This window comes from Hydrogenophaga laconesensis (assembly GCF_031457235.1).
Taxonomy (GTDB): domain Bacteria; phylum Pseudomonadota; class Gammaproteobacteria; order Burkholderiales; family Burkholderiaceae_C; genus Hydrogenophaga; species Hydrogenophaga laconesensis.
Genome location: NZ_JAVDWE010000001.1, coordinates 581,326 through 601,933, shown reverse-complemented (window position 1 = coordinate 601,933; position 20,608 = coordinate 581,326). Strand labels below are relative to the sequence as shown.

Below are 20,608 nucleotides of genomic sequence, written 5' to 3'. Positions count from 1 at the left end.
GGGCGCATGCCCCCGCGTGCATCGAAGCTGCACAGCGGGAATTCTAGAGGGGGCTCGTCGGGCGCTCCCGTTGCCGCGCCAGCCGGTCCCGCGCGCCGCTGCGGGGGGGCAGCCGCGCGTGCCCTTGATGAAGCGCCGGCGGGTGAGAACCTGGACTCACGGACGAGGCATCCCGCCGCGTCCGGCGTCCATCCATCAGGAGCACCCATGAAGATTTCCAAAGCGGAAGTCGAGGCCATCATCGAGGCCTCGCCGCGCACCTACATCCCCTTCAACCAGCTGGTCCTTTCCGTCGACTACCAGGCACGCACGCCCAGCCCTGCGCCGGGCGGCAAGCCGCAGATGAGCCTCACCGAGCTGGCCGCCTCCATCAAGGAATGCGGCGTGCTGCAGAACCTCATCGCGGTCAAGGGCCCGCGCAACCTGCACGAGGTCTGCGCGGGCGGCCGCCGCCTGCAGGCCATCGGGCTGCTGGTGGCCGCAGGCGACCTGCCGGAGAACTACCCCGTGCCCGTGCTGGTCGTGCCCGCCGACCGGGGGCTGCTGTCCAGCCTCACGGAGAACACGTACCACGTGCCGATGCACCCGGCCGACGAGTTCCTCGCCTTCGCCAAGCTCATCGGCATGGGCAGGTCCGTCGAGGACGTGGCGGCGGCGTTCGGCGTCACGCCGCTGGTGGTCAAGCGCCGCATGAAGCTCGCCTCGGTGTCCCCCAAGCTCATGGCGCAGTACCGCGAGAAGAAGATCGACCTCGAATGCCTCATGGTGCTGGCCTCGGTGGACGACCACGAACGCCAGGAACAGGCCTGGGCCGGGCTCGATGCGTGGAACCGCCACCCCGACCACCTGCGCCGCATCCTCACGCAGGGAGAAATCGAGTCCGACCGCAACCCCGTGGCACGCTACGTCACGGTCAAGGCCTACGAGAAGGCGGGCGGTCCCACGCGGCGCGACCTGTTCAGCGAAGACGAGAAGAAGGTCTACCTGCTCGACCCGGTGCTGCTCGACCAGTTGGCCGTGGCCAAGCTGCAGCGCAAGGCCAAGCAGGTCGGCGCCGAGGGCTGGAAGTGGGTGGACGTCCGCGCCCGCTACGTCAGCGACGAATACGCCAAGCATGGCGAGTTGCGCAAGGCCGCGCGCGAGCCCAGCGCCGAGCAAGCCGCCGAACTGGACAACCTGGAGGCGCAGGTCGCCGAGCGCACCCAGCGCATGGACGACATCTGCGACCAGGAGGAAGACGACAGCGCCGCCGAGGAAGAGTACCGCCGCCTGGAAGCCGAGTGCGACGACCTGAACGCCAAGATGGAGGCGATCACCGAGGCGCTGTCGGTCTGGCCGCCCGAACTCATGTCGCAGGCGGGCTGCGTGGTCTACGTGGGCACCGATGCCGCGCCCGCCGTGCGCTACGGCCTGATCCGCCCGGACGACCGCGCCGACATGGCGCAACTGGCCCAGGCCACGCGCAACGGCAGCGCGCTGGCCGGCGAGGGCGATCCCGCGCTGGTGTCCCTGCCCGCCGCGAAGACCCGGCCCGTCCATTCCGACCGCCTGACGCGCAACCTCACCGCGCACCGTGTCGCGGCGATCCAGGCGGAACTGCTGGGCCGTCCCGACGTGGCGGTCGCGGTGGCCACTGCGCAGATGGCGACCAAGCTGCTGATCGACGGCTACCAGCACCTGTACAGCAGCGGCGATCCCCTCACGCTGGGCGTCTCCGACACCCACGCGATCCTGCACCAGGACGCCGACGACATCAAGGCATGCGCGGCGTGGCAGGCGCTGGAGGCCGAGCGCAAGCACTGGCAGGCGCTGCTGCCGCAGAAGGTGGATGCCGTGCTGCCCTGGATGCTCACCCTGGATGCGGCGGCCATCTCGCGCCTGTTCACCTTCCTGGTCGCGCTCACCGTCAGCGGCGTCTATCCCTCCGAGCCGAAAAAGCAGCGCACCGATGGCCTTGCCCTGGCGCTGGGCCTGGACATGAGCAAGTGGTGGAAGGCCACGGCGGGGTCCTACTTCAACCACGTGTCCAAGGCCCGCATCGCCGAAGTCGTGACCGAGGCGGTCAGCGCCCAGGCCGCCGCCCCGCTGCAGGCGCTCAAGAAGGACGCAGCGGCCAGCGGTGCCGAGCAGGCGGTCGCCGCGACCGGATGGCTTCCCGCCATGCTGCGCCTGCCGTCCCCGGACGATGCGGCGCAGCCGGATGCGGCACCCGCCGACGAGGACGAAGGCGAGAGCGACGACGTGCCGGGGCCGCAGGCCGGCGCAGCAGACGACGCCCCGGGCGCGGCCGGGACCGGCGAGGGCGATGCAGACGCCGACGCCGCTGATCCGCAGCCCAAAGAGGCCGTGGCCGAGGGTGCCTGATCCCCGGGCCAGCCCCCCCAGCCCGCGCAGGGCCGAGAGGGCGGCCTACTCAAGCACAACCGCCCCGTCCGGGGCACATCGACGACAGGAGTACAAGGCATGAACATGAAGGACTGGCGGGTTCTCGTGGTCCGCGACGGCGTTGCCGTGGACATCGGTAAGGTCAGCGAGACGGACGAACCCCTTGCCCGCTGCGCTGCCCTCTGGCGGTACGGGGTCAGCGAAGAGGAAATCACCGTGGGCGAGGCGCGGCGGCGCGGCGCCCGGATCTATCCCGACGAGGACTTCGAGGTGTTGCCGATGCCATGAGCCTCGCGAAGCCCATGTAGCTTGCGCCCCCGGTTGGTCCATTGCGGACGCCGGGGGCGTTTTTGTTGCCGGGGCAGTCTGGCCGTTGCTGCGGCGAAGCACAGGCGCTGCAGCAGCATGGACCGCCGAATACCCCTCGGGCTTCCCCTTCATGGCTGCCTGACGGCAGAGGGATTCGCAGCGCCTTCGTCGCCGGCCGTGCCCTGGCCGCGGGACGGGCCGTCCACCGTGGCCCGTGCCGTAGGACGCAGCGCGCGGACCGATCCGATGTACGCCCCGGCCGCGCGATTGCGGGCATGGCCCGCCATCTCGGCGATATCCTGCTGCGCGGCCTCCCGCACATCCTTCGGCGGGAGCGTGCCTCCCCGCACCGGGGGCTGGGTGCCGGTGCCATTCACCCAGACCTCCACGAAGACCTCGTGCCGAAGCCCGTGGCCGGTCGCGCCGCGTTCCTTGAGGGACAGGCCAAAGCGCCGCATCACGTAGCTGAAGTGGTTGAGGTTCTGTTTGAGGTCGCGCGACGGGTTGCTCAAGTGGGCGTCGGCAGCACCGGCCACGGACTTCGCATACGCGAGGGCCTGCCGCTGCTGCGCCGTGGCGATGGCCACGAAACGGGGTCGGCCCCCCTTGCTGCCCTGGCACACCCAGAGGTAGCTCTCGGCCTTCTGGCGCTCCGGCGGCAGCCTGGTGGCCGAGAAGGGCACCACGCAGGCATGGGGCCGCATCATGACGGCTTCCTTGCGGCGCAGCCCGAAGGCACGAATCAGCCGCAGGGCCGCTCCCACGTGGCGGTCGTAGGCGCACACCTGCGCGATCAGGGCTTCGATGTCGATCCCGGCACCGCTCCAAGTCCTGTCGCGCTGCGCGACTTCGTGCCGCTGGTATTCCGTGACGTCCAGGCCATAGGCGTCCGGCTTGCGCACGAGCCCTGGCTTCCCGATCCATTGCGCCAGCCCCCGCAGGAAGCTGAGGTAGGTCTGGATGGTCGCGGCCGCGAGCCTATCCTGGCGCCACAGGCTCACCATCGCCTGGATGTGGCGCCCCCCGATGTTGCGCGGGTCGGGCATCGTGGGGAACCCCGCCTTGGCCTGGAGGTCGCGCAGGAAGCGCCGCAGGAACACCGCCCGGTCGTGGCGCGTCTTGTGCGACACGCTCTTGAGCATGGCCGTGTGCTGTTCGTTGAACAGCTTCAGCAGGATCTCCAGTACTTCCTCGGGCGGCGTCGATCCCGGCGGATGGCGGGCCAGCACGTCGGCGGCGCTCAGGCCCGACCAGTCCCGGTGGCGCCGCCCGGGGTGGCGGCGGGATGTGTTCTTCGGCCGCGCGGGCCGCCTGCGGTTCCGGGTGGGCGAAGGGGCATGGGCATTCATCGGTCTCTCTCCTGTCGTGCGGCCCGCGTCCCGAGCGCGTGCCATCGGGTGTGAAAGGAAATCCGGGGGGTGTTGCGTGCCGTCGCTGGGGAATTCCGGTGCCAGCGGCGGACGGTGGCCGATGCGTCGAGCGCCGTGCGCGGCCACGCCGCACGGCACCTACCCAGGGTTTCGCTGCACGGCTGCCAGGGGCAGCGCGGCGGCGCGGTCGTTCTTAAAAATGAACACGGGTTGATCCGGTCCTGCGCGCGCGTTTCCGCGGCAAACACAGGGTGGGGTGCGCCAATGACCTTGGAGGTTCACGGCCTTGGAGGTCCGTGAGCGCCGCGCACCGGTCTGGCCGGTGCACGTCTGCGGGATCAGTGCTGGATTCGTAGCGCCACCCATCTGCTGGGTCGCTCTCCTGACCGTGGCCGGAGAGCGTCAGATGTCCGAGCGGGGACACACGTGGAGCCCATCAGGGCAAGCACGACCGTGTGCCGCGCGATGCGCGTGCTCGGAAGGTGGCGGGAACAGTGCCTGGGCATCGGGTGCCCGGCGAACGGTTTGACCTGCACCGCGACGCGTCCTTGGAGGACGCCCAGCCGCAAGGGCTGGCAGGTCGCGGGCTTTCACTACGAATGGATTCCTCGGAGTGCTGCTCTGTGGCAGGACTCGGTCCGGGCTCGGGGCCGGGACATGAGGGGCGGGTAACGACCGCTACGCCTTTTTGCGCTCCACCGATGGGAGCGAGGGCAAGGAGCCTTCGGGAGCCCTCAGTGGACACCGGCGCTGCGGCGTCGTCAAGGCCATGCGCGGGGCTTCGGGGTGGCGATCACAGCTTCCTGCGAGGCCGCTCTATGTCTGGATTCCCCCTGGGGGGCGCTCGCGCGAGAGGGGGTTGACAAAGAGGGGGTATGACTCTGGTTGTGAATCCGACCTGGAAGGCGGCGCCGGCGATACGGCGTGAGACGCGATGAGGCGAAGGCCGCAGTTGAAGGATGCTCGAACAACGGCGCGGAGCGAGCGCTTCGAAGTGCGGGCGCCTGAACTGTCCTTGAAGCAGCGGCGAAGGGCGGTCTGACCGCATGGCGAGCGGAAGTTTTGTCCAGACGGCTCTCGGCACGCCCCTTTGCAGCTCCTCGCCCAGCCACAGCCCCACCCTGGACGGCTACGGAAGACGCTTGACCCTCTCACAGTGTCAAGGTCGATAGTCTCCCCATCAACCTCGACGTGAACTCCTGATGGGTCGTCTCAAAGTCCTCGACATGAGCCACAGGCACTGCGGCAGTACGATCGCAAGGTCCTTAGCCGGCAGGGAAAGACCTGCCGCGATCGAAGGCCGACATCCCTGGGAAACAGGTGTCGATCCCGGTAGCCGTGGCTGGGATGGTGGCGATCGCACAGAGGGTCTGCATCCAGGGTTGTCCGCAGGTGCGGTCCGCGGTCGGAACGGCAGGGCCAAGAGCGCCGCTGCCGCTGCGGCTTATCTCCGAGAGTTTTGTGCCGGGCGCATGGGTGAATTTTGGCCTGCACCTGGTGGGAGCGACATACAAGCCATGGACAAGAACGCGACCTCCTCCTCCGCCAAACATGTTCACAGCCATCACGAGCACGAGGGGCCATCTCGCGCCGCCGAGCCAATGGCTCCGGCGCCGCGCGCGGGCTACGCCTGCCCGATGCATCCGGAGGTGAGACAGGCGGAGCCCGGGAAGTGTCCGAAGTGCGGAATGTTCCTGGAGCCGGTCGGCCTCCCGCCCGGCCACGGCGGACCCGGACCTGCGCAGCACGGGCATGACCATCATCGGCATCACGCGGCGGCACCGCTGGCTGCACCTGCAGCGGCGGGCAAAGGTGACAAGGATGCGGAATACACGTGCCCGATGCACCCGCAGATCCGCCAGAGGGGACCAGGGAACTGCCCGATCTGCGGAATGGCGCTGGAGCCGGTGATCGCGACGGGCACCACGGGCGAAAGCGCCGAACTGCGCGACATGACGCGCCGGTTCTGGATCGGGCTGGCGCTGGCGCTGCCCGTGTTCGTCCTGGAAATGGGCGGTCACCTCGTGGGCTGGCATCTCCTTCCGGCGCAAACCTCGAACTGGTTGCAGTTGCTCCTTGCCACGCCGGTGGTCCTCTGGGCAGGCTGGCCGTTTTTTGCGCGCGGCTGGGCGTCGATCCGGAACCGCAGCCTCAACATGTTCACGCTCGTCGCGCTGGGAACGGGTGCCGCCTGGCTCTACAGCATCGTCGGCACGCTTGCGCCCGACCTGTTTCCCGCCGAACTGCGGGGCCATGAAGGCGCGGTGCCAATCTACTTCGAGGCAGCGGCTGTCATCACGGTGCTGGTGCTGCTCGGTCAGGTCCTGGAACTGCGCGCGCGCGAGAAGACGTCGGGCGCCATCAAGGCCTTGCTCGACCTGGCGCCGAAGACGGCCCTGCGCGTGCGGGCGGATGGCAGCGACGAGACGGTCCAGATCGACACCATCCAGGTCGGCGAGCGCCTGCGGGTGCGGCCGGGCGAGAAGGTGCCCGTGGACGGGGAACTGATCGAGGGCAAGGGAACGGTCGATGAGTCCATGGTCACGGGTGAACCCATGCCGGTGCCCAAGGCTGCCGGTTCCAAGGTCACCGCCGGCACCCTTAACCAGACGGGCGGCTTCGTGATGCGGGCGGACAAGGTCGGTGCCGACACACTGCTCTCCCAGATCGTCCACATGGTGGCGGCCGCACAGCGCAGCCGCGCGCCGATCCAGCGCATGGCCGACGAAGTGGCGGCCTGGTTCGTGCCGATCGTCATCGCCGTGGCCTTGCTGACCTTCGTCGTCTGGCTGGTGTGGGGGCCCGACCCCTCGCTCTCCTACGCGCTCATCACTTCGGTTGCCGTACTCATCATCGCCTGCCCCTGCGCCCTGGGGCTGGCCACGCCCATGTCCATTATGGTGGGCGTCGGCCGAGGGGCCCAACAGGGCGTGCTGATCCGTGATGCCCAGGTCCTCGAACGAATGGAGAAGGTCGACACCCTGGTCGTGGACAAGACCGGGACCTTGACCGAGGGGCGGCCGAAGGTCGTGCACATCGAGGCGGCCGAAGGCTTTGGACGCGACGACCTGCTCCAGAAGCTGGCCAGCGTGGAGCGGGCGAGCGAGCATCCGCTGGCGATGGCAGTCGTCCAGGCTGCCCAGGCACGAAAGCTCCCGTTTTCCGAAGTGAGCAACTTCGACTCGCCCGTGGGCAAGGGCGTCGTCGGACGGGTCGACGGTGTGGACCTGATCAGCGGGGCAGCCAAGTTCCTGAAGGAGCGCGGCATCGACGTTTCGCCCTTGGAGGCGGCGGCGGAGAAGCAGCGTGCCAGGTCGGCGACGGTCATCTTTGTTGCGCTGGGCGGCAGCCTGGCGGGCTTCGTGGCGATCGCGGACCCCATCAAGGAGACCACGCCGGAGGCCCTGCGAGGACTGCGCGAAGCCGGCGTGCGCATCGTCATGCTCACGGGCGACGGCAGGACCACGGCGGACGCCGTTGCCAGAGAGCTTGACATTGACGAAGTGGTCGCGGAGGTGTTCCCCGAGGACAAGGCAAAGATCGTACAGCGCCTTCGGGGCGAGGGCCGCGTGGTGGCCATGGCCGGTGACGGTGTCAACGACGCGCCGGCGCTTGCCGCGGCCGAGGTCGGCATCGCGATGGGCACCGGGACGGATGTGGCGATGGAAAGCGCCGGGGTAACCCTCCTCAAGGGCGACCTGACGGGAATCGTCCGTGCGCGGAAGCTGTCGCACGCCACCATGCGGAACATCCGGCAGAACCTTTTCTTCACCTTCGTCTACAACGTGGCGGGCATTCCGCTCGCCGCGGGCGCGCTCTATCCCTTCCTTGGGATGCTCCTCTCGCCCGTGGTGGCCGCCGCCGCCATGGCGCTGTCGTCCGTCAGTGTCATTGTCAATGCGCTACGGCTGCGGACTGCAAAGGTGGATTGAGATCAGCCAGCGACGAATGCAAGCTGCAGGCATTGAGCCCGGCACCCGTAGCCGCAACTTCAGCCGAAGCGGCGCCAGGCGCTGGAACCGATCGCGCAGGACCACACCCGCCACGCCAGCCGCGAGAGCATCGAGCTCAAGCGGAAGGGCCCAGCCCGGGGTGGCGTACCGCCTGCAGGGTTCCATCCGATCGGTGGGATGGCTGATGTCGGATTGCCGGGGTAGTTCAGGCCACGCACCGGCGCGCGCCACTTCGAAGGCAGGCTGGCGACGATGCCCAGAGCCCACGCTCTTCGGCCGTTGACAGGAACTCGCTTGGGTAGGCCGGTCGCATCGGCTGCGCTGGCGCAGCGGCGACGTCCTTCCGGCTCGCGCGGGAATTCGACGCGGTGCAGACCCATCATGCACCGGTCGACGAGAGCGGCCTGACGGCACCTGCCCTGAAGCACCTGGTGCCACTGCGCCGGGCCAGCGGGCGAAGCCGCGGGCGGTCGGCGGCGGAGCCCGCTACCGGGGCAGACGCCTTTCGGCCAGACCTCGGCTTGCGCCGCCGCAGGCTTGCGCACAGGCGCCGCCGTGGCGCGCACCGGCACCAAGGCATGCCTCGCGGGCCGTCCGGTGGAGCTGTCGGCGAAATCCGCTCACAAACGCTCGACTTTCTCGTTGCGCATCCGGAGCGCGGTAGACGACCCTTTCGGATGTTTGTGTCCACGGCAAGGAGCCTGCAATGAGCAAGATCGTCAGGGCCATCGACGTCGGCTTCGGCAACACGAAGTTCGTCGTCGGGCACACGGAGCAGGAGATCAAGTGCGCGTCCTTCCCGTCGCTGGCCTATACCAGCGCCAAGGACCCGGCGACGAGGCCGGCAGCCGAGCGCCGCAGGACGGTGGCCATCCCGATCGACGGAACCTTCTACGAGGTCGGGCCGGAAGTCCACCTGGCGGCGGACACCTTCCGGGCGACGCAGTTGCACGACCAGTACGTCGAGACGCCCGAGTACATGGCGCTGGCGCGCGGTGCGATGGCCTACATGAAGCTCAGCGCGATCGACCTGCTCGTGGTGGGGCTGCCGGTGTCGTCCTTCCAGGCACGCAAGGCCTATCTGGAGAAGGCGATGGTGGGCGTGCACGATCTCGGCGGCGGCAAGACGGTGGAGGTGAGGAAGGCCGTCGCCGTGGCCCAGCCGCAGGGCGCACTCGTCTACTACACGGCAGCGTACCACAAGCAAAAGAGCATCGAGCACGAGCAGAGCCTCATCATCGATCCGGGCTCGCGCACCTTCGACTGGCTGCTGTCGCGGGGCATGCGGCTGGTCCTGAAGGTCAGCAACTCCGTCAACCGCGGCATGTCCGATGTCCTCAAGACGATCGCCCAGGAGATCAGCAGCGACATCGGCCGGCCCTACAGCGACCTGCCTGCCATCGATGCGGCCTTGCGCACCGGCAAGCCGCTGATGATCTACCAGAAGCCCTACGACCTCGCTCCGATCCTGCCGACCGCGCGCGCGGTCGCGCGCCGCGCCGTCTCGTCGATGATGGAGTGGATCACGGAGGACTACAGCATCCAGAACGTGATCCTCGTCGGTGGCGGCGCGTTCATGTTCAAGGACGCGGTCAAGGCGGCGTTTCCGAACCACAAGATCTACGTGGTGAAGGAGCCGATGTTCGCCAACGTGAAGGGCTTCCAGATCGCGGGGGACAACCTCCTCAAGGCCCAGGGCACTGCCGGCGAGGACCGAGATGGACAGCGATGAGACACGCCGGTCGCAGGCCTTGCGCATCCGCGTCACCCTGGAGCTGAGCCGCAGCGACGATCCTCTCCTGTTCGACGCACTCGTGCAGTTGAAGAAGGGGCGCAGGCGCGTCGCGCGGCTGCGCACCCTGGCCCATGACGGTCTGCTGGCGAGCCAGCTGAAGCTGTCGGGTCCCGCCGCGCCAGCGCCGGCGCAAGCCGGTCCCGCCCTCGGCAGCGAGGACGGGGGCGAGCATGCAGACCTCGCGGCCTTGGACCCCAGCGTGACCTCCGGGCTCTTTGAAGCGCCCCTGAGGGAATGAGCCTCGGGCCGAGCCCTCCGATCCCAGACGCCCCCTTGACGCGTGGGACTCCCGTGAGACCGTGGTGAGACGGAATGCGCAGCGCCCGGCCTGTATGGGACGGCGCGGGACGAACTGAGACCGTGGTCGGGGTGGAGTCGCGCCCGAACGGAATCATGGGATGCCCAGGCGCGGTCCGCGTGGGCGCCGTCGATGGCCGCCCGTTTCGCAACACAGTTCAGGAGAACCATATGAATCCAGTGGTCAGGGCCGTAGACGTCGGGTTCGGCCATACCAAGTTCGTCACGGGGGTGGCCGGCACCGAGATCCGGTGCACGAGCTTTCCTTCGCTGTGCTATCCGGCGGCGAGGGATTCCTCCAAGGCCGCCGCGATCGAGAGCCGCGCGACGATGTGCATCCCCATTGGCGGCCTGTTCTACGAGGTGGGGCCGGATGTCGTGCTCGCCGGCGATGCCTTCCGGCCTTCCCAGATGCACGACCGCTACACGGAGACGCCGGAGTACCTGGCGCTGCTCAGGGGTGCCCTTCGCATGATGAAGGTGTCGGAGATACACCTGCTCGTCGTCGGTCTGCCCGTGGCACTGCTGGCGGCGCGCAAGGCAAAGCTCGAGCGGGCCATGACGGGGACGCACGATGTCGGCGGAGGCCGTCGGGTGGTCGTGCACAAGACCATGGCGGTCGCGCAGCCGCAGGGTGCCCTGGTCTACTTCGCGTCCGTCGCCGGCAAGATGGACCGGATCGCGGGGGAGAACAGTCTCGTGCTCGACCCCGGATACCGGACCTTCGATTGGGTGGTCGCGCGGGGCGTGCGCTTCGTGCAGAAGCGCAGCCATTCCGTGCCCCGAGGCGTTGCGGACGTGCTTCAGGCACTGGCCTCGGAGATCACCTTGGACATCGGCGTTCAGTACAGAGACCTCGATGCGGTCGATGCGGCGCTGCGAGCGGGCAGGGCGCCCACGATCTACCAGCGGCCGTACGACCTGCAACGGATGCGGCCGATGGTCGAGAAGATCACCGGCCAGGCGATCTCGTCGATGCTGCACTGGATCGGAGATGCGACGGGCTTCCACAACATCGTGATGGCCGGTGGCGGCGTCCATCTGTTCAAGGGCGCCGTCCGGGCGGCGTTTCCGCGCCAGCGGGTGCTGGTGCTCCGGGACGGCATGTTCGCCAACGTGCGCGGGTTTCAGATCGCGGGGATGAACTACCTTGCCGGCCGCAGCGGCGCCGATGCCGGAGGTGTGCGATGAGCGAGGAAAGCCGCAACGATGGCACGATCCGGCTCCTGTTCGAGATGTCGCGGGACGACAACCCGCCGCTCTACGACGACCTGATCCGGTTCGGCAAGGGCGTGAAGCGGGTGAACCGGCTGCGTCTGCTGGCACATGAGGGCTTGCGCGCCGTCACCTTGCCGGCGCCGGCGCCCGCAGGGGAGGCGATCGCGGGCCGTCCCGCCACAGAGGCGCCGCAAGCAGTTGCCCCCGCGGGCTTCGGGTCCGGTGCCGTGACCGACCTGGTGTTCGCCGAGCCGCTGGGCGAATAGGGGGCGGTATGGGACATGGAACGATGGATCGCGGCGAGAGCAGCGGTGTCAGTGCATCCGAGTTGGCCGCCATGGGCATGTGCGAGCGCAGGGTGGCTCTGGATCACCGCCACGGACGGAAGGTCTCCGCCGCGCAGCACGAAGCGCTCCAGCGGGGCCTGCGCCTGCACGCCGCATTCGACGCGCAGGCCGCGGCGGAGCGGCCCGGCCGGCGGGGCCGGTGCTTCATCGCGACCCACATCTTCGGAAGTGCCGCCCCGCAAACCGAGGTCCTGCGACGCTATCGGGACGGCGTGCTGCGCACCAGCGGCCCGGGATGCCGCCTGATCGTGTGGTACTACCGCGCAGCGCCGCTCGTCTGTGCCTGGCTTTGCCGCCATCCGTGGGCCTGCATCCCGCTTCGCCACGCCCTGTCGCTGATGGTCTGGTACGCAGGGTGGCGCTGCCGGCGCATGGAGGTGCATCATGTCCGCTGAAGTGGTCGTCGCATGCGGGCTTGCTGTCGGCCTGCTGCTGTGGAGCGCACGGCGTTGGCTCATGGGCCGCCCCAACGGCTGGGCCCGCCTTCCCGGAGAGCTGCGGCGCGCCGAGCTCATCTACAGCGAGCGGCCTTTCCGCGTCGGGGAGCCAGAGGCGATTTCAGCGAAGGTCGACCGTGCGTACCGGCGCCGGGATGGGGTGTTCGTGCTGCTGGAGCTCAAGACGCGCGCGCATGCGCGGGCCTATCCCTCGGACGTGATCGAGCTGTCTGCGCAGCGGATGGCGCTGGGCAGCGAGTCGGGGCAACCCGTCGCGTCGCATGCGTACGTGCTCATTCAGGCCCCGGACGGGCGGTTTCTAGGCTGCCGACGCGTGCGCCTCTTGCCCGCGCGAGAGGTGGTGGCGCTGGCCAGGCGTCGCAGGCAACTGCTGAGGGGAGCCCTTCAGCCACGTGCGAACGGGGCTCCGCATCTGTGCGGGGACTGCGCTCACAGCCAGCGCTGTGGCCGATAGCCGGGCCATCGAACGCAGCGCTTGCCGCTCCGAGGTATCTGCGAGGACGTCGACGGTTGGGCCAGGGCCGGACGGACCGCATGGCTCTACGCCATTGAGGAATCGGCGAGCGCTTTGCGGTCTCCTTTGGGCGGCCGTCAAGCGGCCAGCACGCATTGGGGACGGTTCGCAGCAGCTTCGCATCTGGCGATGAACTCGGCCCAGCGTTCGAGCGCCACGCGGCGTTCGGGTATTTCCTCGCGAACGTCGTAGATGCCTTCCACACCCTTGAGCACGTGGTTGAGCGCGATCTCTGAGATCTCCCGGCTGATGCCCATGTTGCGCATGTGGCCCTTGGCCGTGCTGCGCGTGTCGTGCGGCGTGAAGCGCCGGATCTCGATGTCGCCCCGCTCGAAAGCGCGCGTGATGGCGGCCCACAAGGTCGTGCCGCCCACATGGATGTCGCCGCCGAAGCGCCGCCTGCGGCGCTCCACGCGGCAGGGCAGCACCCAATCGGAGTCGCCCGCCAGTTCCTTGAGCTCCTTGAACCAACCGACCACCGTGGGCGTGAGGGGCACGAGAAAGCCTGCCCGTGTCTTGACCACGGTATCCGGCACCCACCAGTCTCCCTTGTCGAGATCCACGTGCTCCCAGCGGGCCTTCGACAGTTCGACGGAGCGGACGCAGGTCGCCAGCAAGATCCGGAAGGCCAGGGCGTTCTCGAAGCCGATGTCCTCGATGTCCTTCAGCAGGATGCAGAGTTCGTCTTCCGAGAGCATGACCCGCTTGCGCACGGGTGGACGCGGTCCCATCAAGGAGGTGATGTCGATCCCCAGGGCCGGATTCGAATAGATCAGCTTCTTGCCACAAGCGTGTGCGAACAACTGCTTGCAGGAGGTCAGGATCCGCTTCGATACGGTCCAACTGCGTTCCGCGGATTCGATGACATGCACGACGTGGGCTGGCGAAACCTTGTCCACGCGCATCGAGCCGAGCTTGGGTAGGATCACGTTTTCCAGATCCCACTTGCGGTAGTAGATGGTGCCCACGGCGAGATCGTCCGGACCGAGCTTCTTCTCCTTGAAGTCTGCAATCAGCGCGCGGACCGTCCAAGACATCTTGGACTCCATCTTCACGACCTTCTTACGGTTCGCGGGGTCTTCGCCTCGGTCGATGGCTGCGCGTTCCTCGCGCGCTATCTGCCTGGCCTTAGCAAGGGAAACGTCCGGGTAGTTGCCTATCGTCAGCTCTCGCCGACGACTACCTGGCAGGCTGTACCGGAGCACCCAGGCCGCGGTTCCCGAGGCGGACAGCGTGAACGTCAGTCCGTCGCCATCGGACTTGGCGACCGGCGCTCCCTGCTTCATCCAGTGCTTGATCTGGATGTCGTCGAGTAAATGAACTTGCTTGCCCATGTTTGCGTCTCCCACCCCAGGCAAGGCCTCACCTGCGGCTATATTGGAGACACTCTACGCCGTTCCAGGACTGGTAGCTAGACCTAGAGAATCCGCCTAGCTACCAGCGTAGCTACCGGCAGATCACGCGCTTGGATGCGCTCTCGTGAGACGCTATGATCCAATAACTCATTGTCAGCAAAGGAGATTTAATACTTTGCTGACACGTCGTTGGAGGATGTGGGGCCACTGTTGATATTCCAGGTGGCGAGTTGCATGGTTCAGTGCTCCCGGGTGTAGGTGACGAAGGCGAAGGGCAGGCCGCTCGCTGCGACATGGCTTTCGCGCGCGGTGACTTTCCATTCGGGACCGAAGGACGGGGCGAAGGCATCGCCGTCGAAGTCCTGCGCGATCTCGGTGACCACGGCGGTGTCAGCCAGCGGCAGGGCCGCTGCGTAGATCTGGGCGCCGCCGATGACCCAGACGTCCGAGCCTGCGGGGCAAAGGGCGACCGCTTCCTGCAGCGAGCCGGCACGCGAGGCGCCATCGGCGTGCCACTGCCCATCGCGCGAGACGACGATGTTGAGTCTGCCGGGCAGAGGGCGGAACTTTGGCGGCAGCGAGTCCCAGGTCTTGCGACCCATGATCACCGGGTGGCCGAGCGTGGTGCGTTTGAAATGCGCCATGTCCTCTGGCAGGTGCCAGGGCAGGGCGTTGTCCTTGCCGATCACGCCGTTGGCGGCGCGCGCGAAGATGAGGTGCAGGCGGGTCGATGGCTGTGGCATGTGGCCTATTGTGACGCCGTCGGTGCGGGCGTCGCGGCCCGGGAGGGCCAGAGCACGCTGCCGATGGCCATCATCACGAAGGCGATCGCCACCCAGTCCTGCCAGTGCGGCACTTCACCCACGATGAAGGTCGCACTCAGGGTACCGACCAGAGGGATCGCCATCACGCTCATCGCGCTGGTGGCCGGCGGCAGGTCGCGCGCCATGCCAAACCAGATGAGTTGTGCCATGCCATAGTTGATCAGCACACCGTAGGCCAGGCTGAGCCACAGCGGCAGGGAAAACGAGCCGGGGCTGGGCACGGGTTCGAGTGCGAGGGCCAGCACCCACAGCACCAGGCTGCCCAGCAGCAGCATCCAGACGGTGACCACCATGGGCGACAGGGTGAGGTGGGCGCGGCGGAATTGCAGTGTGCCCACGCTCCAGCAGAAGGCTGCGCCCAGCATCCAGGCAATACCGGCCGGACGTCCGCTCAGGCGTTGCAGCTCGTGCCAGAGCAGCAACCCGATGGCGATGCCCGCGCACAGCACCGCCACCCGCACGCGCGGCGTGATGCGTTCGTTGAAGAAAGCCGCGCCGAGCAACACGGTGAAGATCGGCATGGTGAAGCCCAGGATGGCCGCGCGGCCGGAAGCGAGCTCCTGCACGCCGAAGATCGAGAGCGTGTGCCAGCCCAGCACGTTGGGCAGGCCCAGCCAGGCGATGGTGATCCACTCGGTGCGGCTGGGGCGCATGCGTTCGCCGCCACGGGCGACATAGGCGAACAGCCAGAGTGCGCCCAGCAGCATGGTGCTGGCGCGGAAGTACAGGGGGGTGAGCTCCTGCAGAGAGAGCTTCATCATGGGCCAGTTCACGCCCCACATGAGCGTGAGGGCGAGCAGCGCCCAGAGCTGGCGTCGGGTGATCACGCGGCGGTGCGGCGCTGGCTCAGACCGCCACCGGGGCCTTGATGGCGGGGTGATGCTGGTAGTCGAGGATTTCGAAGTCGTCGAGCTCGTAGTCGAAGATCGATGCCGGTCGCCGCTTGATGCGCAGAGTGGGGTAGGGGTGCGGTGCGCGTGAGAGCTGCGTCTCCACCTGTTCGTGGTGGTTGCTGTAGATGTGGCAATCGCCGCCGGTCCAGATGAACTCACCCACGTCGAGGTCGCACTGCTGCGCCAGCATGTGCGTGAGCAGGGCGTAACTGGCAATGTTGAACGGCACACCGAGAAAGATGTCGGCGCTGCGCTGGTACAGCTGGCAACTGAGCTTGCCGTCTGCCACATAGAACTGGAAGAAGGCGTGGCAGGGCATGAGCGCCATCTTGTCCAGGTCGGCCACGTTCCATGCGCTCACGATGATGCGGCGCGAGTCGGGGTTGGACTTGAGCTGCTTGACGACCTCGCTGATCTGGTCGATGTGCCGCCCATCGGGTGCGGGCCAGTTGCGCCACTGCACGCCGTACACCGGGCCGAGGTCGCCGTCCTCGCGCGCCCACTCGTCCCAGATCGTGCAGCCGCGTTCCTGCAGCCACTTCACGTTGCTGTCCCCGCGCAGGAACCACAGCAGCTCGACGATGATGGCCTTGGTGAACACCTTCTTGGTGGTCACCAGGGGAAAACCTTCCTTGAGGTCGAAACGCATCTGGTGGCCGAACACGCTGGTGGTGCCGGTGCCGGTGCGGTCGGTTTTCTGCACGCCCGTGGTGTACACGTGGCGCATGAAGTCTTCGTATTGCGAGCGGATGGGACGGTCGGTCATGGCGTGGCGGCAGAGAGGATGCCGGGCAAAGCGGGCGAGGGCGCGGTGATGCGCTCGTCGAAAGGATGGTGCTGCAGGGCGAAGATCTGCTGGATGCGCTTGATGTAGCCCTGTGTTTCAGGAAAGGGTGGCACGCCCCGGTAGCGGTCGACCGTGCCTTCGCCGGCGTTGTAGGCCGCGAGCACCAGCGGCACATTGCCCTTGAAGTAGGCCAGCAGCCACTGCAGGTAAGAGAGGCCGCCGCGGATGTTCTGCTCGGGGTCGAACGGCTTGCTCACCCGAAAGCGCGTGGCGGTGTCTGGAATCAGTTGCATCAGGCCTTGCGCGTTCTTGTCGGACAGGGCGTGCACGTTGAAGTTGGACTCGGCCTTGATCACCGCGAACGCCAGGCCGGGCTCGATGCCGAACTGCGGCGCGAGCTTGTAGACGATCTTCATGATGCGCTGCTGTTCCGGCGTGTTCACCAGCTCCCGATAGCGGGTGGTCAGCGATTGCTGCTCGGCGGCCTGTGCCACACGCTGCAGCTCGTTGCGCTCGGCCTGGAGCACGCAGTCGGGCTTGTCGGCCGGCACCCCCAGGCGCTTGACCATGTTTTCCGCGTGCGCGTCGCCCAGCAGAGCCGCGCGGGCGAACCAGTGCGCGGCATAGCCGTCGTTGCGGGGTATTCCGCTGCCGTTGGCGTACATCCAGCCCAGCTTGTAGGCGGAAAAGAGATCGCCGGCCATGGCAGCACGGCAATAGAGCGTGATGATGGCACCGGTGTCACTTGTCGCGCCATGGCCCTGTTCCAGCGCACGGGCCTGCTCGCGCAAGGCGTCGCGGTCTGCGGTCTCGGCGGCGTGTGCCGTTGCCGTGGCGCAGAGCGTCCACGCCAGCAGGCAGCAGAAAAGGAGGCGGACTTTCATGGACGGACGAGAACGCGGCCAGGGTTCATGATCTGTTGGGGGTCCAGCGCCTGTTTGATGGCGCGCATCAGGCCCAGCGCAACCGGGTCCTTGTAATGGGGCAGGTGGTCGGCTTTCAGGCTGCCGACGCCGTGCTCGGCGCTGATCGATCCATCGTATCGAGCCACCGCGTCGAACACCAGACCGTTGATGCGGCTCTCCTCCTCTTTGAGGAATTTTTTCGCATCTTCGCCGACCGGTGCCTGCACGTTGTAGTGCAGATTGCCATCACCCAGGTGGCCAAAATTCACCAATCGCACACCCGGGATCTCGCGCTGCAGCAAAGCGTCGGTTTCCGCACAGAAGGCCGGAATGCGCGACACCGGAATGCTGATGTCATGCTTGATATTGAGGCCTTCCTCGGCCTGCGCCAGGGGAATGCTCTCGCGGATGTGCCACAGCCCGTGCGCCTGCGCGAGGCTCTCGGCCACCACCGCATCGCTCACCAGGCCTTGTTCGAAGGCCGTCTCCAGCAGGCGTTCAAACTGCCCGCGTGCGTGGGCCTCGGACTCGTTGTCGCTGTTTTCCAGCAGCACGCAGTAGGGGCTGTCGGTCCACAGCGGCACACGCAGTGTGGGGCAGTGCCTGTCCACCAGGCTCAGCGCGAACTGGCCCATCACCTCGAAGCCGGTCAACCCGGCACCCAGGTTCTGGTGGGCCAGGCCCAGCAGACTCACGGCGGCGTCCAGTGTGGGAACCGCCGCCCAGGCCGTGAGCCGTGCGGCGGGCAGCGGATAGAGCTTGAGCGTGGCGGCGGTGATGACACCCAGCGTGCCTTCACTGCCGATGAACAGGTCGCGCAGGTCGTAGCCGGTGTTGTCCTTGCGCAGGCCGGTGAGCCCATGCCACACCTCGCCCTGCGCCGTCACCACCTCGAGGCCCAGGCACAGTTCGCGCGCATTGCCATAGCGCACCACCTGTGTGCCGCCGGCGTTGGTGGCGAGGTTGCCGCCGATCGTGCAACTGCCTTCGGCCGCCAGGCTCAAGGGAAGCAGAAAACCCGCTTTCTCCGCCGCTTCCTGCAGGTTCTGCAACACGCAGCCCGCCTCCACCGTCATGGTGAGGTTGGCGGGATCGATGGCCCGCACCGCGTTCAGCCGCGTGAGGCTGAGCACCACCTGCGTGCCCGATTCGTCCGGCACCGAGCCCACCACGAGCCCGGTGTTGCCGCCCTGCGGCACGATGGACGCCCCGGCCGCGGCGCAGGCACGCACCACGGCCGCCACTTCGGCCGTGCTGCCAGGGCGCACCACGGCCAGCGCCCGGCCCCGCGCGCGTTTGCGCCAGTCCTGCTCCCAGGCGGAGAGGTCTGCGCCGGGGTCGTCGTGCGTGAACACCTGGGCGGCGCCCACTGTCTCGCGCAACGCCTGCAAGAGTGCCGCGCTCATGGCTTGGCCACCCGGGACTCGGCCAGGGCCGTCGCCTGGGCCACGTCGGCGGCCACGGCTTCCTTGCCGGCTGCGCGCAGGCGCATGCGCACATGCAGGGCGCAGGCCAGGAAGAGGGCGATGCACAGCAGCACCTGGACGATGGCCAGCCACATCGACGTGCCGGATTCGCTGGTGGCACGCACCGCGCCCTCGGTGAAATACAGCCACACCAGCAGGCTGACCCAGCGGTAGGTGTACATGCGGTTCTTCAGGAGACCGGCCAGCGGCACGGTCAGCGGCAGCACCTTGATGGCCCACCACGATCCACCTTCGCGCAGTGGCGCCAGCCAGAGTTCCCAGGCCAGGCCGAGCACGATCAGCCCGATCAGGCTGCCGACGGCGAGCCAGCGTGTGCCGCGCACGGCGAAAGGCGTATCTAGGGCGCCGTCAGGCGAATCGGTCAGAGGCATGGGGGACAGGCGGGGAGGCGGGCGGAGGGCAGGTGGCATGATACCGGGATGACCCTGAAACAGCGGCTGAAGGCCCTTGAAACCCCGGCGCGTGCGCTGTGGCGTGACGCGCTGAACTTTCCGTGGCGCAATACGGCGCTCACGCTGCGCGAGCGCTTCCGCGAAGACCGACTGGGCATCACCGCCAGTTCGCTCACCTTCACCACGACCATTTCGCTGGTGCCGCTGTTCACCGTCGCCCTGGCCATCTTCAGCGCCTTCCCCATGTTCGACCGCATGCAGGTCACCTTGCAGCGATGGCTGGTGCAGAGCCTGGTGCCGCCGGACATTGCCAAGCAGGTCTTCAGCTACCTCAACCAGTTCGCGGGCAAGGCCGGGCAGATCGGCTGGGCCGGCGCGCTCGTGCTGCTGGTGACGGCGCTCGCCCTCATCCTGACCATCGACCGCAAGCTCAACGACATCTGGCGCGTGCGCCAGGCGCGCTCGCTCACCCAGAGGGTGCTGGTCTACTGGGCGGTGCTCACGCTCGGGCCCTTGCTGCTGGCCGGCAGCCTGACGGCCACTTCCTACGCGGTGACGGCCTCGCGCGGCATGGTGCCCAGCATGCCGGGCGGCGTGCGGTTCCTGCTGGATGCCGTGCAGTTCGCCCTGCTCACCGGCGGCATCGCGGCGCTCTATCGCTATGTCCCCAACACCCGGGTGCGCTGGGCCGATGCGGTGATCGGCGGCCTGTTCGTGTGGATCGGCCTGGAGCTGGCCAAGAAGGTGCTGGCCTGGTACCTGACGCAGGTGCCTACGTACTCGGTGGTCTACGGCACCTTTGCCACGGTGCCCATCCTGCTGATCTGGATCTATGTGGCCTGGGTGATCGTGCTGCTGGGGGCGGTGGTGGCCGCCTACCTGCCCAGCCTGCGGGCCGGTATCGCGCGCCGTGGCGACACGCCGGGCTGGACTTTCCAGCTCGCACTGGAGTTGCTCATCCAGTTGCAGGCCGCGCGGGAGACCTCGCCGAAGGGGCTGAGCCTGGAAGCGCTGGCGCAGGTGCTGCGCGTGGACGCGCTCCAGCTGGAAGAGCCCGTGGCCGTGATGGTGCGTCTGGACTGGCTGGGCCGGCTGGACGAGGAGGGCGAGCGCTACGTGCTGCTGATCGACCTGACCCGCACGCCCGTGGCGCCGCTGGTGGAACGGCTGCTGCTGGCGCACCAGCCGCACACCGCGCGCTTCTGGTCGGAAAGCCGCTGGATGGACATGTCGGTCGCGCAAGCCGTGGCGGGCACGGCCCAACAGTCCGCCGACGCGCCAGACGCCCAGGCCGGCCCCTCGATCGCATCCGGCTGAGC

At 67.8% G+C, this 20,608-nt stretch carries 18 protein-coding genes; 10 read left to right on the top strand and 8 right to left on the bottom strand.

Annotated elements, in window-relative coordinates; all coding sequences use genetic code 11:
- The first annotated feature begins 207 nt into the window (after window positions 1-207).
- Together J2X09_RS02900 and J2X09_RS02895 are read left to right on the top strand one after the other, a co-directional pair.
- Window positions 208-2,364, top strand: coding sequence for a ParB/RepB/Spo0J family partition protein (locus tag J2X09_RS02900; RefSeq protein WP_059400427.1), 2,157 nt, complete (start codon window positions 208-210; stop codon window positions 2,362-2,364).
- A gap of 99 nt (window positions 2,365-2,463) precedes the next feature.
- A complete protein-coding gene (locus J2X09_RS02895; RefSeq protein ID WP_059400428.1) occupies window positions 2,464-2,673 on the top strand; it encodes a hypothetical protein in 210 nt (69 codons plus the stop codon).
- Between the two features lie 149 nt (window positions 2,674-2,822).
- On the opposite strand, the gene J2X09_RS02890 is transcribed toward J2X09_RS02895, so the two are convergent.
- Window positions 2,823-4,043, bottom strand: a complete 1,221-nt coding sequence (locus J2X09_RS02890; RefSeq protein WP_059400429.1) for an integrase domain-containing protein — start codon at window positions 4,041-4,043, stop codon at window positions 2,823-2,825.
- A 1,538-nt stretch (window positions 4,044-5,581) separates the two neighbouring features.
- On the opposite strand from J2X09_RS02890, the gene J2X09_RS02885 reads away from it, so the two are divergent.
- From J2X09_RS02885 to J2X09_RS02855, 7 genes are all read left to right on the top strand, one after another.
- Window positions 5,582-7,996, top strand: a complete 2,415-nt coding sequence (locus J2X09_RS02885) for a copper-transporting P-type ATPase (protein ID WP_092939584.1) — start codon at window positions 5,582-5,584, stop codon at window positions 7,994-7,996.
- A 727-nt stretch (window positions 7,997-8,723) separates the two neighbouring features.
- Window positions 8,724-9,749, top strand: a complete 1,026-nt coding sequence (locus J2X09_RS02880; protein WP_059400431.1) for a PRTRC system protein D — start codon at window positions 8,724-8,726, stop codon at window positions 9,747-9,749.
- Entirely contained in the window at window positions 9,736-10,050 is a 315-nt protein-coding gene (locus J2X09_RS02875) for a hypothetical protein (RefSeq protein ID WP_059400432.1), read from the top strand. Before J2X09_RS02880 ends, J2X09_RS02875 begins: the two co-directional genes overlap by 14 nt.
- A gap of 230 nt (window positions 10,051-10,280) precedes the next feature.
- Entirely contained in the window at window positions 10,281-11,300 is a 1,020-nt protein-coding gene (locus tag J2X09_RS02870) for a PRTRC system protein D (protein ID WP_059400433.1), read from the top strand.
- Complete coding sequence (locus J2X09_RS02865; RefSeq protein ID WP_059400434.1) at window positions 11,297-11,593, top strand: hypothetical protein; 297 nt, start codon at window positions 11,297-11,299, stop codon at window positions 11,591-11,593. The genes J2X09_RS02870 and J2X09_RS02865 overlap by 4 nt, the downstream gene beginning before the upstream one ends.
- A gap of 23 nt (window positions 11,594-11,616) precedes the next feature.
- Complete coding sequence (locus J2X09_RS02860; RefSeq protein WP_059400435.1) at window positions 11,617-12,069, top strand: CFI-box extended C-terminal domain-containing protein; 453 nt, start codon at window positions 11,617-11,619, stop codon at window positions 12,067-12,069.
- Window positions 12,059-12,586, top strand: coding sequence for a PD-(D/E)XK nuclease family protein (locus tag J2X09_RS02855; RefSeq protein ID WP_059400436.1), 528 nt, complete (start codon window positions 12,059-12,061; stop codon window positions 12,584-12,586). The genes J2X09_RS02860 and J2X09_RS02855 overlap by 11 nt, the downstream gene beginning before the upstream one ends.
- 137 nt (window positions 12,587-12,723) lie before the next feature.
- Here J2X09_RS02855 and J2X09_RS02850 read toward each other — a convergent pair whose 3' ends face one another.
- From J2X09_RS02850 to J2X09_RS02820, 7 genes are all read right to left on the bottom strand, one after another.
- Window positions 12,724-13,980: a tyrosine-type recombinase/integrase gene (locus J2X09_RS02850; protein WP_059400437.1), complete on the bottom strand. Its 1,257-nt coding sequence runs from the start codon at window positions 13,978-13,980 to the stop codon at window positions 12,724-12,726.
- A 260-nt stretch (window positions 13,981-14,240) separates the two neighbouring features.
- Window positions 14,241-14,744 carry a dihydrofolate reductase gene (locus J2X09_RS02845; RefSeq protein WP_204731828.1) on the bottom strand — a complete coding sequence of 168 codons (504 nt, stop codon included), beginning with the start codon at window positions 14,742-14,744 and terminating at the stop codon, window positions 14,241-14,243.
- A gap of 5 nt (window positions 14,745-14,749) precedes the next feature.
- Entirely contained in the window at window positions 14,750-15,652 is a 903-nt protein-coding gene (locus J2X09_RS02840; RefSeq protein ID WP_204731827.1) for a DMT family transporter, read from the bottom strand.
- A gap of 19 nt (window positions 15,653-15,671) precedes the next feature.
- The gene (locus J2X09_RS02835; protein WP_204731826.1) at window positions 15,672-16,484 is read right to left on the bottom strand and encodes a thymidylate synthase; all 813 of its coding nucleotides are present in this window, start codon (window positions 16,482-16,484) and stop codon (window positions 15,672-15,674) included.
- The gene (locus J2X09_RS02830) at window positions 16,481-17,389 is read right to left on the bottom strand and encodes a lytic transglycosylase domain-containing protein (RefSeq protein ID WP_204731825.1); all 909 of its coding nucleotides are present in this window, start codon (window positions 17,387-17,389) and stop codon (window positions 16,481-16,483) included. Before J2X09_RS02830 ends, J2X09_RS02835 begins: the two co-directional genes overlap by 4 nt.
- Complete coding sequence (locus J2X09_RS02825; protein WP_204731824.1) at window positions 17,386-18,816, bottom strand: FAD-binding oxidoreductase; 1,431 nt, start codon at window positions 18,814-18,816, stop codon at window positions 17,386-17,388. The genes J2X09_RS02830 and J2X09_RS02825 overlap by 4 nt, the downstream gene beginning before the upstream one ends.
- Window positions 18,813-19,268, bottom strand: a complete 456-nt coding sequence (locus J2X09_RS02820; RefSeq protein WP_204731823.1) for a DUF2069 domain-containing protein — start codon at window positions 19,266-19,268, stop codon at window positions 18,813-18,815. Before J2X09_RS02820 ends, J2X09_RS02825 begins: the two co-directional genes overlap by 4 nt.
- A gap of 48 nt (window positions 19,269-19,316) precedes the next feature.
- Here J2X09_RS02820 and J2X09_RS02815 point away from each other — a divergent pair, with 48 nt between their 5' ends.
- Entirely contained in the window at window positions 19,317-20,606 is a 1,290-nt protein-coding gene (locus tag J2X09_RS02815) for a YihY family inner membrane protein (protein WP_204731822.1), read from the top strand.
- The last annotated feature ends 2 nt before the right edge of the window (window positions 20,607-20,608 follow it).

What these genes read in the sequence shown, in the direction of transcription:
- J2X09_RS02900 (WP_059400427.1), top strand. Translation starts at nt 208, where the DNA reads ATGAAGATTTCCAAAGCGGAAGTCGAGGCCATCATCGAGGCCTCGCCG.
- J2X09_RS02895 (WP_059400428.1), top strand. Translation starts at nt 2,464, where the DNA reads ATGAACATGAAGGACTGGCGGGTTCTCGTGGTCCGCGACGGCGTTGCC.
- J2X09_RS02890 (WP_059400429.1), bottom strand. Translation starts at nt 4,043, where the DNA reads ATGAATGCCCATGCCCCTTCGCCCACCCGGAACCGCAGGCGGCCCGCG.
- J2X09_RS02885 (WP_092939584.1), top strand. Translation starts at nt 5,582, where the DNA reads ATGGACAAGAACGCGACCTCCTCCTCCGCCAAACATGTTCACAGCCAT.
- J2X09_RS02880 (WP_059400431.1), top strand. Translation starts at nt 8,724, where the DNA reads ATGAGCAAGATCGTCAGGGCCATCGACGTCGGCTTCGGCAACACGAAG.
- J2X09_RS02875 (WP_059400432.1), top strand. Translation starts at nt 9,736, where the DNA reads ATGGACAGCGATGAGACACGCCGGTCGCAGGCCTTGCGCATCCGCGTC.
- J2X09_RS02870 (WP_059400433.1), top strand. Translation starts at nt 10,281, where the DNA reads ATGAATCCAGTGGTCAGGGCCGTAGACGTCGGGTTCGGCCATACCAAG.
- J2X09_RS02865 (WP_059400434.1), top strand. Translation starts at nt 11,297, where the DNA reads ATGAGCGAGGAAAGCCGCAACGATGGCACGATCCGGCTCCTGTTCGAG.
- J2X09_RS02860 (WP_059400435.1), top strand. Translation starts at nt 11,617, where the DNA reads ATGGATCGCGGCGAGAGCAGCGGTGTCAGTGCATCCGAGTTGGCCGCC.
- J2X09_RS02855 (WP_059400436.1), top strand. Translation starts at nt 12,059, where the DNA reads ATGTCCGCTGAAGTGGTCGTCGCATGCGGGCTTGCTGTCGGCCTGCTG.
- J2X09_RS02850 (WP_059400437.1), bottom strand. Translation starts at nt 13,980, where the DNA reads ATGGGCAAGCAAGTTCATTTACTCGACGACATCCAGATCAAGCACTGG.
- J2X09_RS02845 (WP_204731828.1), bottom strand. Translation starts at nt 14,744, where the DNA reads ATGCCACAGCCATCGACCCGCCTGCACCTCATCTTCGCGCGCGCCGCC.
- J2X09_RS02835 (WP_204731826.1), bottom strand. Translation starts at nt 16,484, where the DNA reads ATGACCGACCGTCCCATCCGCTCGCAATACGAAGACTTCATGCGCCAC.
- J2X09_RS02830 (WP_204731825.1), bottom strand. Translation starts at nt 17,389, where the DNA reads ATGAAAGTCCGCCTCCTTTTCTGCTGCCTGCTGGCGTGGACGCTCTGC.
- J2X09_RS02825 (WP_204731824.1), bottom strand. Translation starts at nt 18,816, where the DNA reads ATGAGCGCGGCACTCTTGCAGGCGTTGCGCGAGACAGTGGGCGCCGCC.
- J2X09_RS02820 (WP_204731823.1), bottom strand. Translation starts at nt 19,268, where the DNA reads ATGCCTCTGACCGATTCGCCTGACGGCGCCCTAGATACGCCTTTCGCC.
- J2X09_RS02815 (WP_204731822.1), top strand. Translation starts at nt 19,317, where the DNA reads ATGACCCTGAAACAGCGGCTGAAGGCCCTTGAAACCCCGGCGCGTGCG.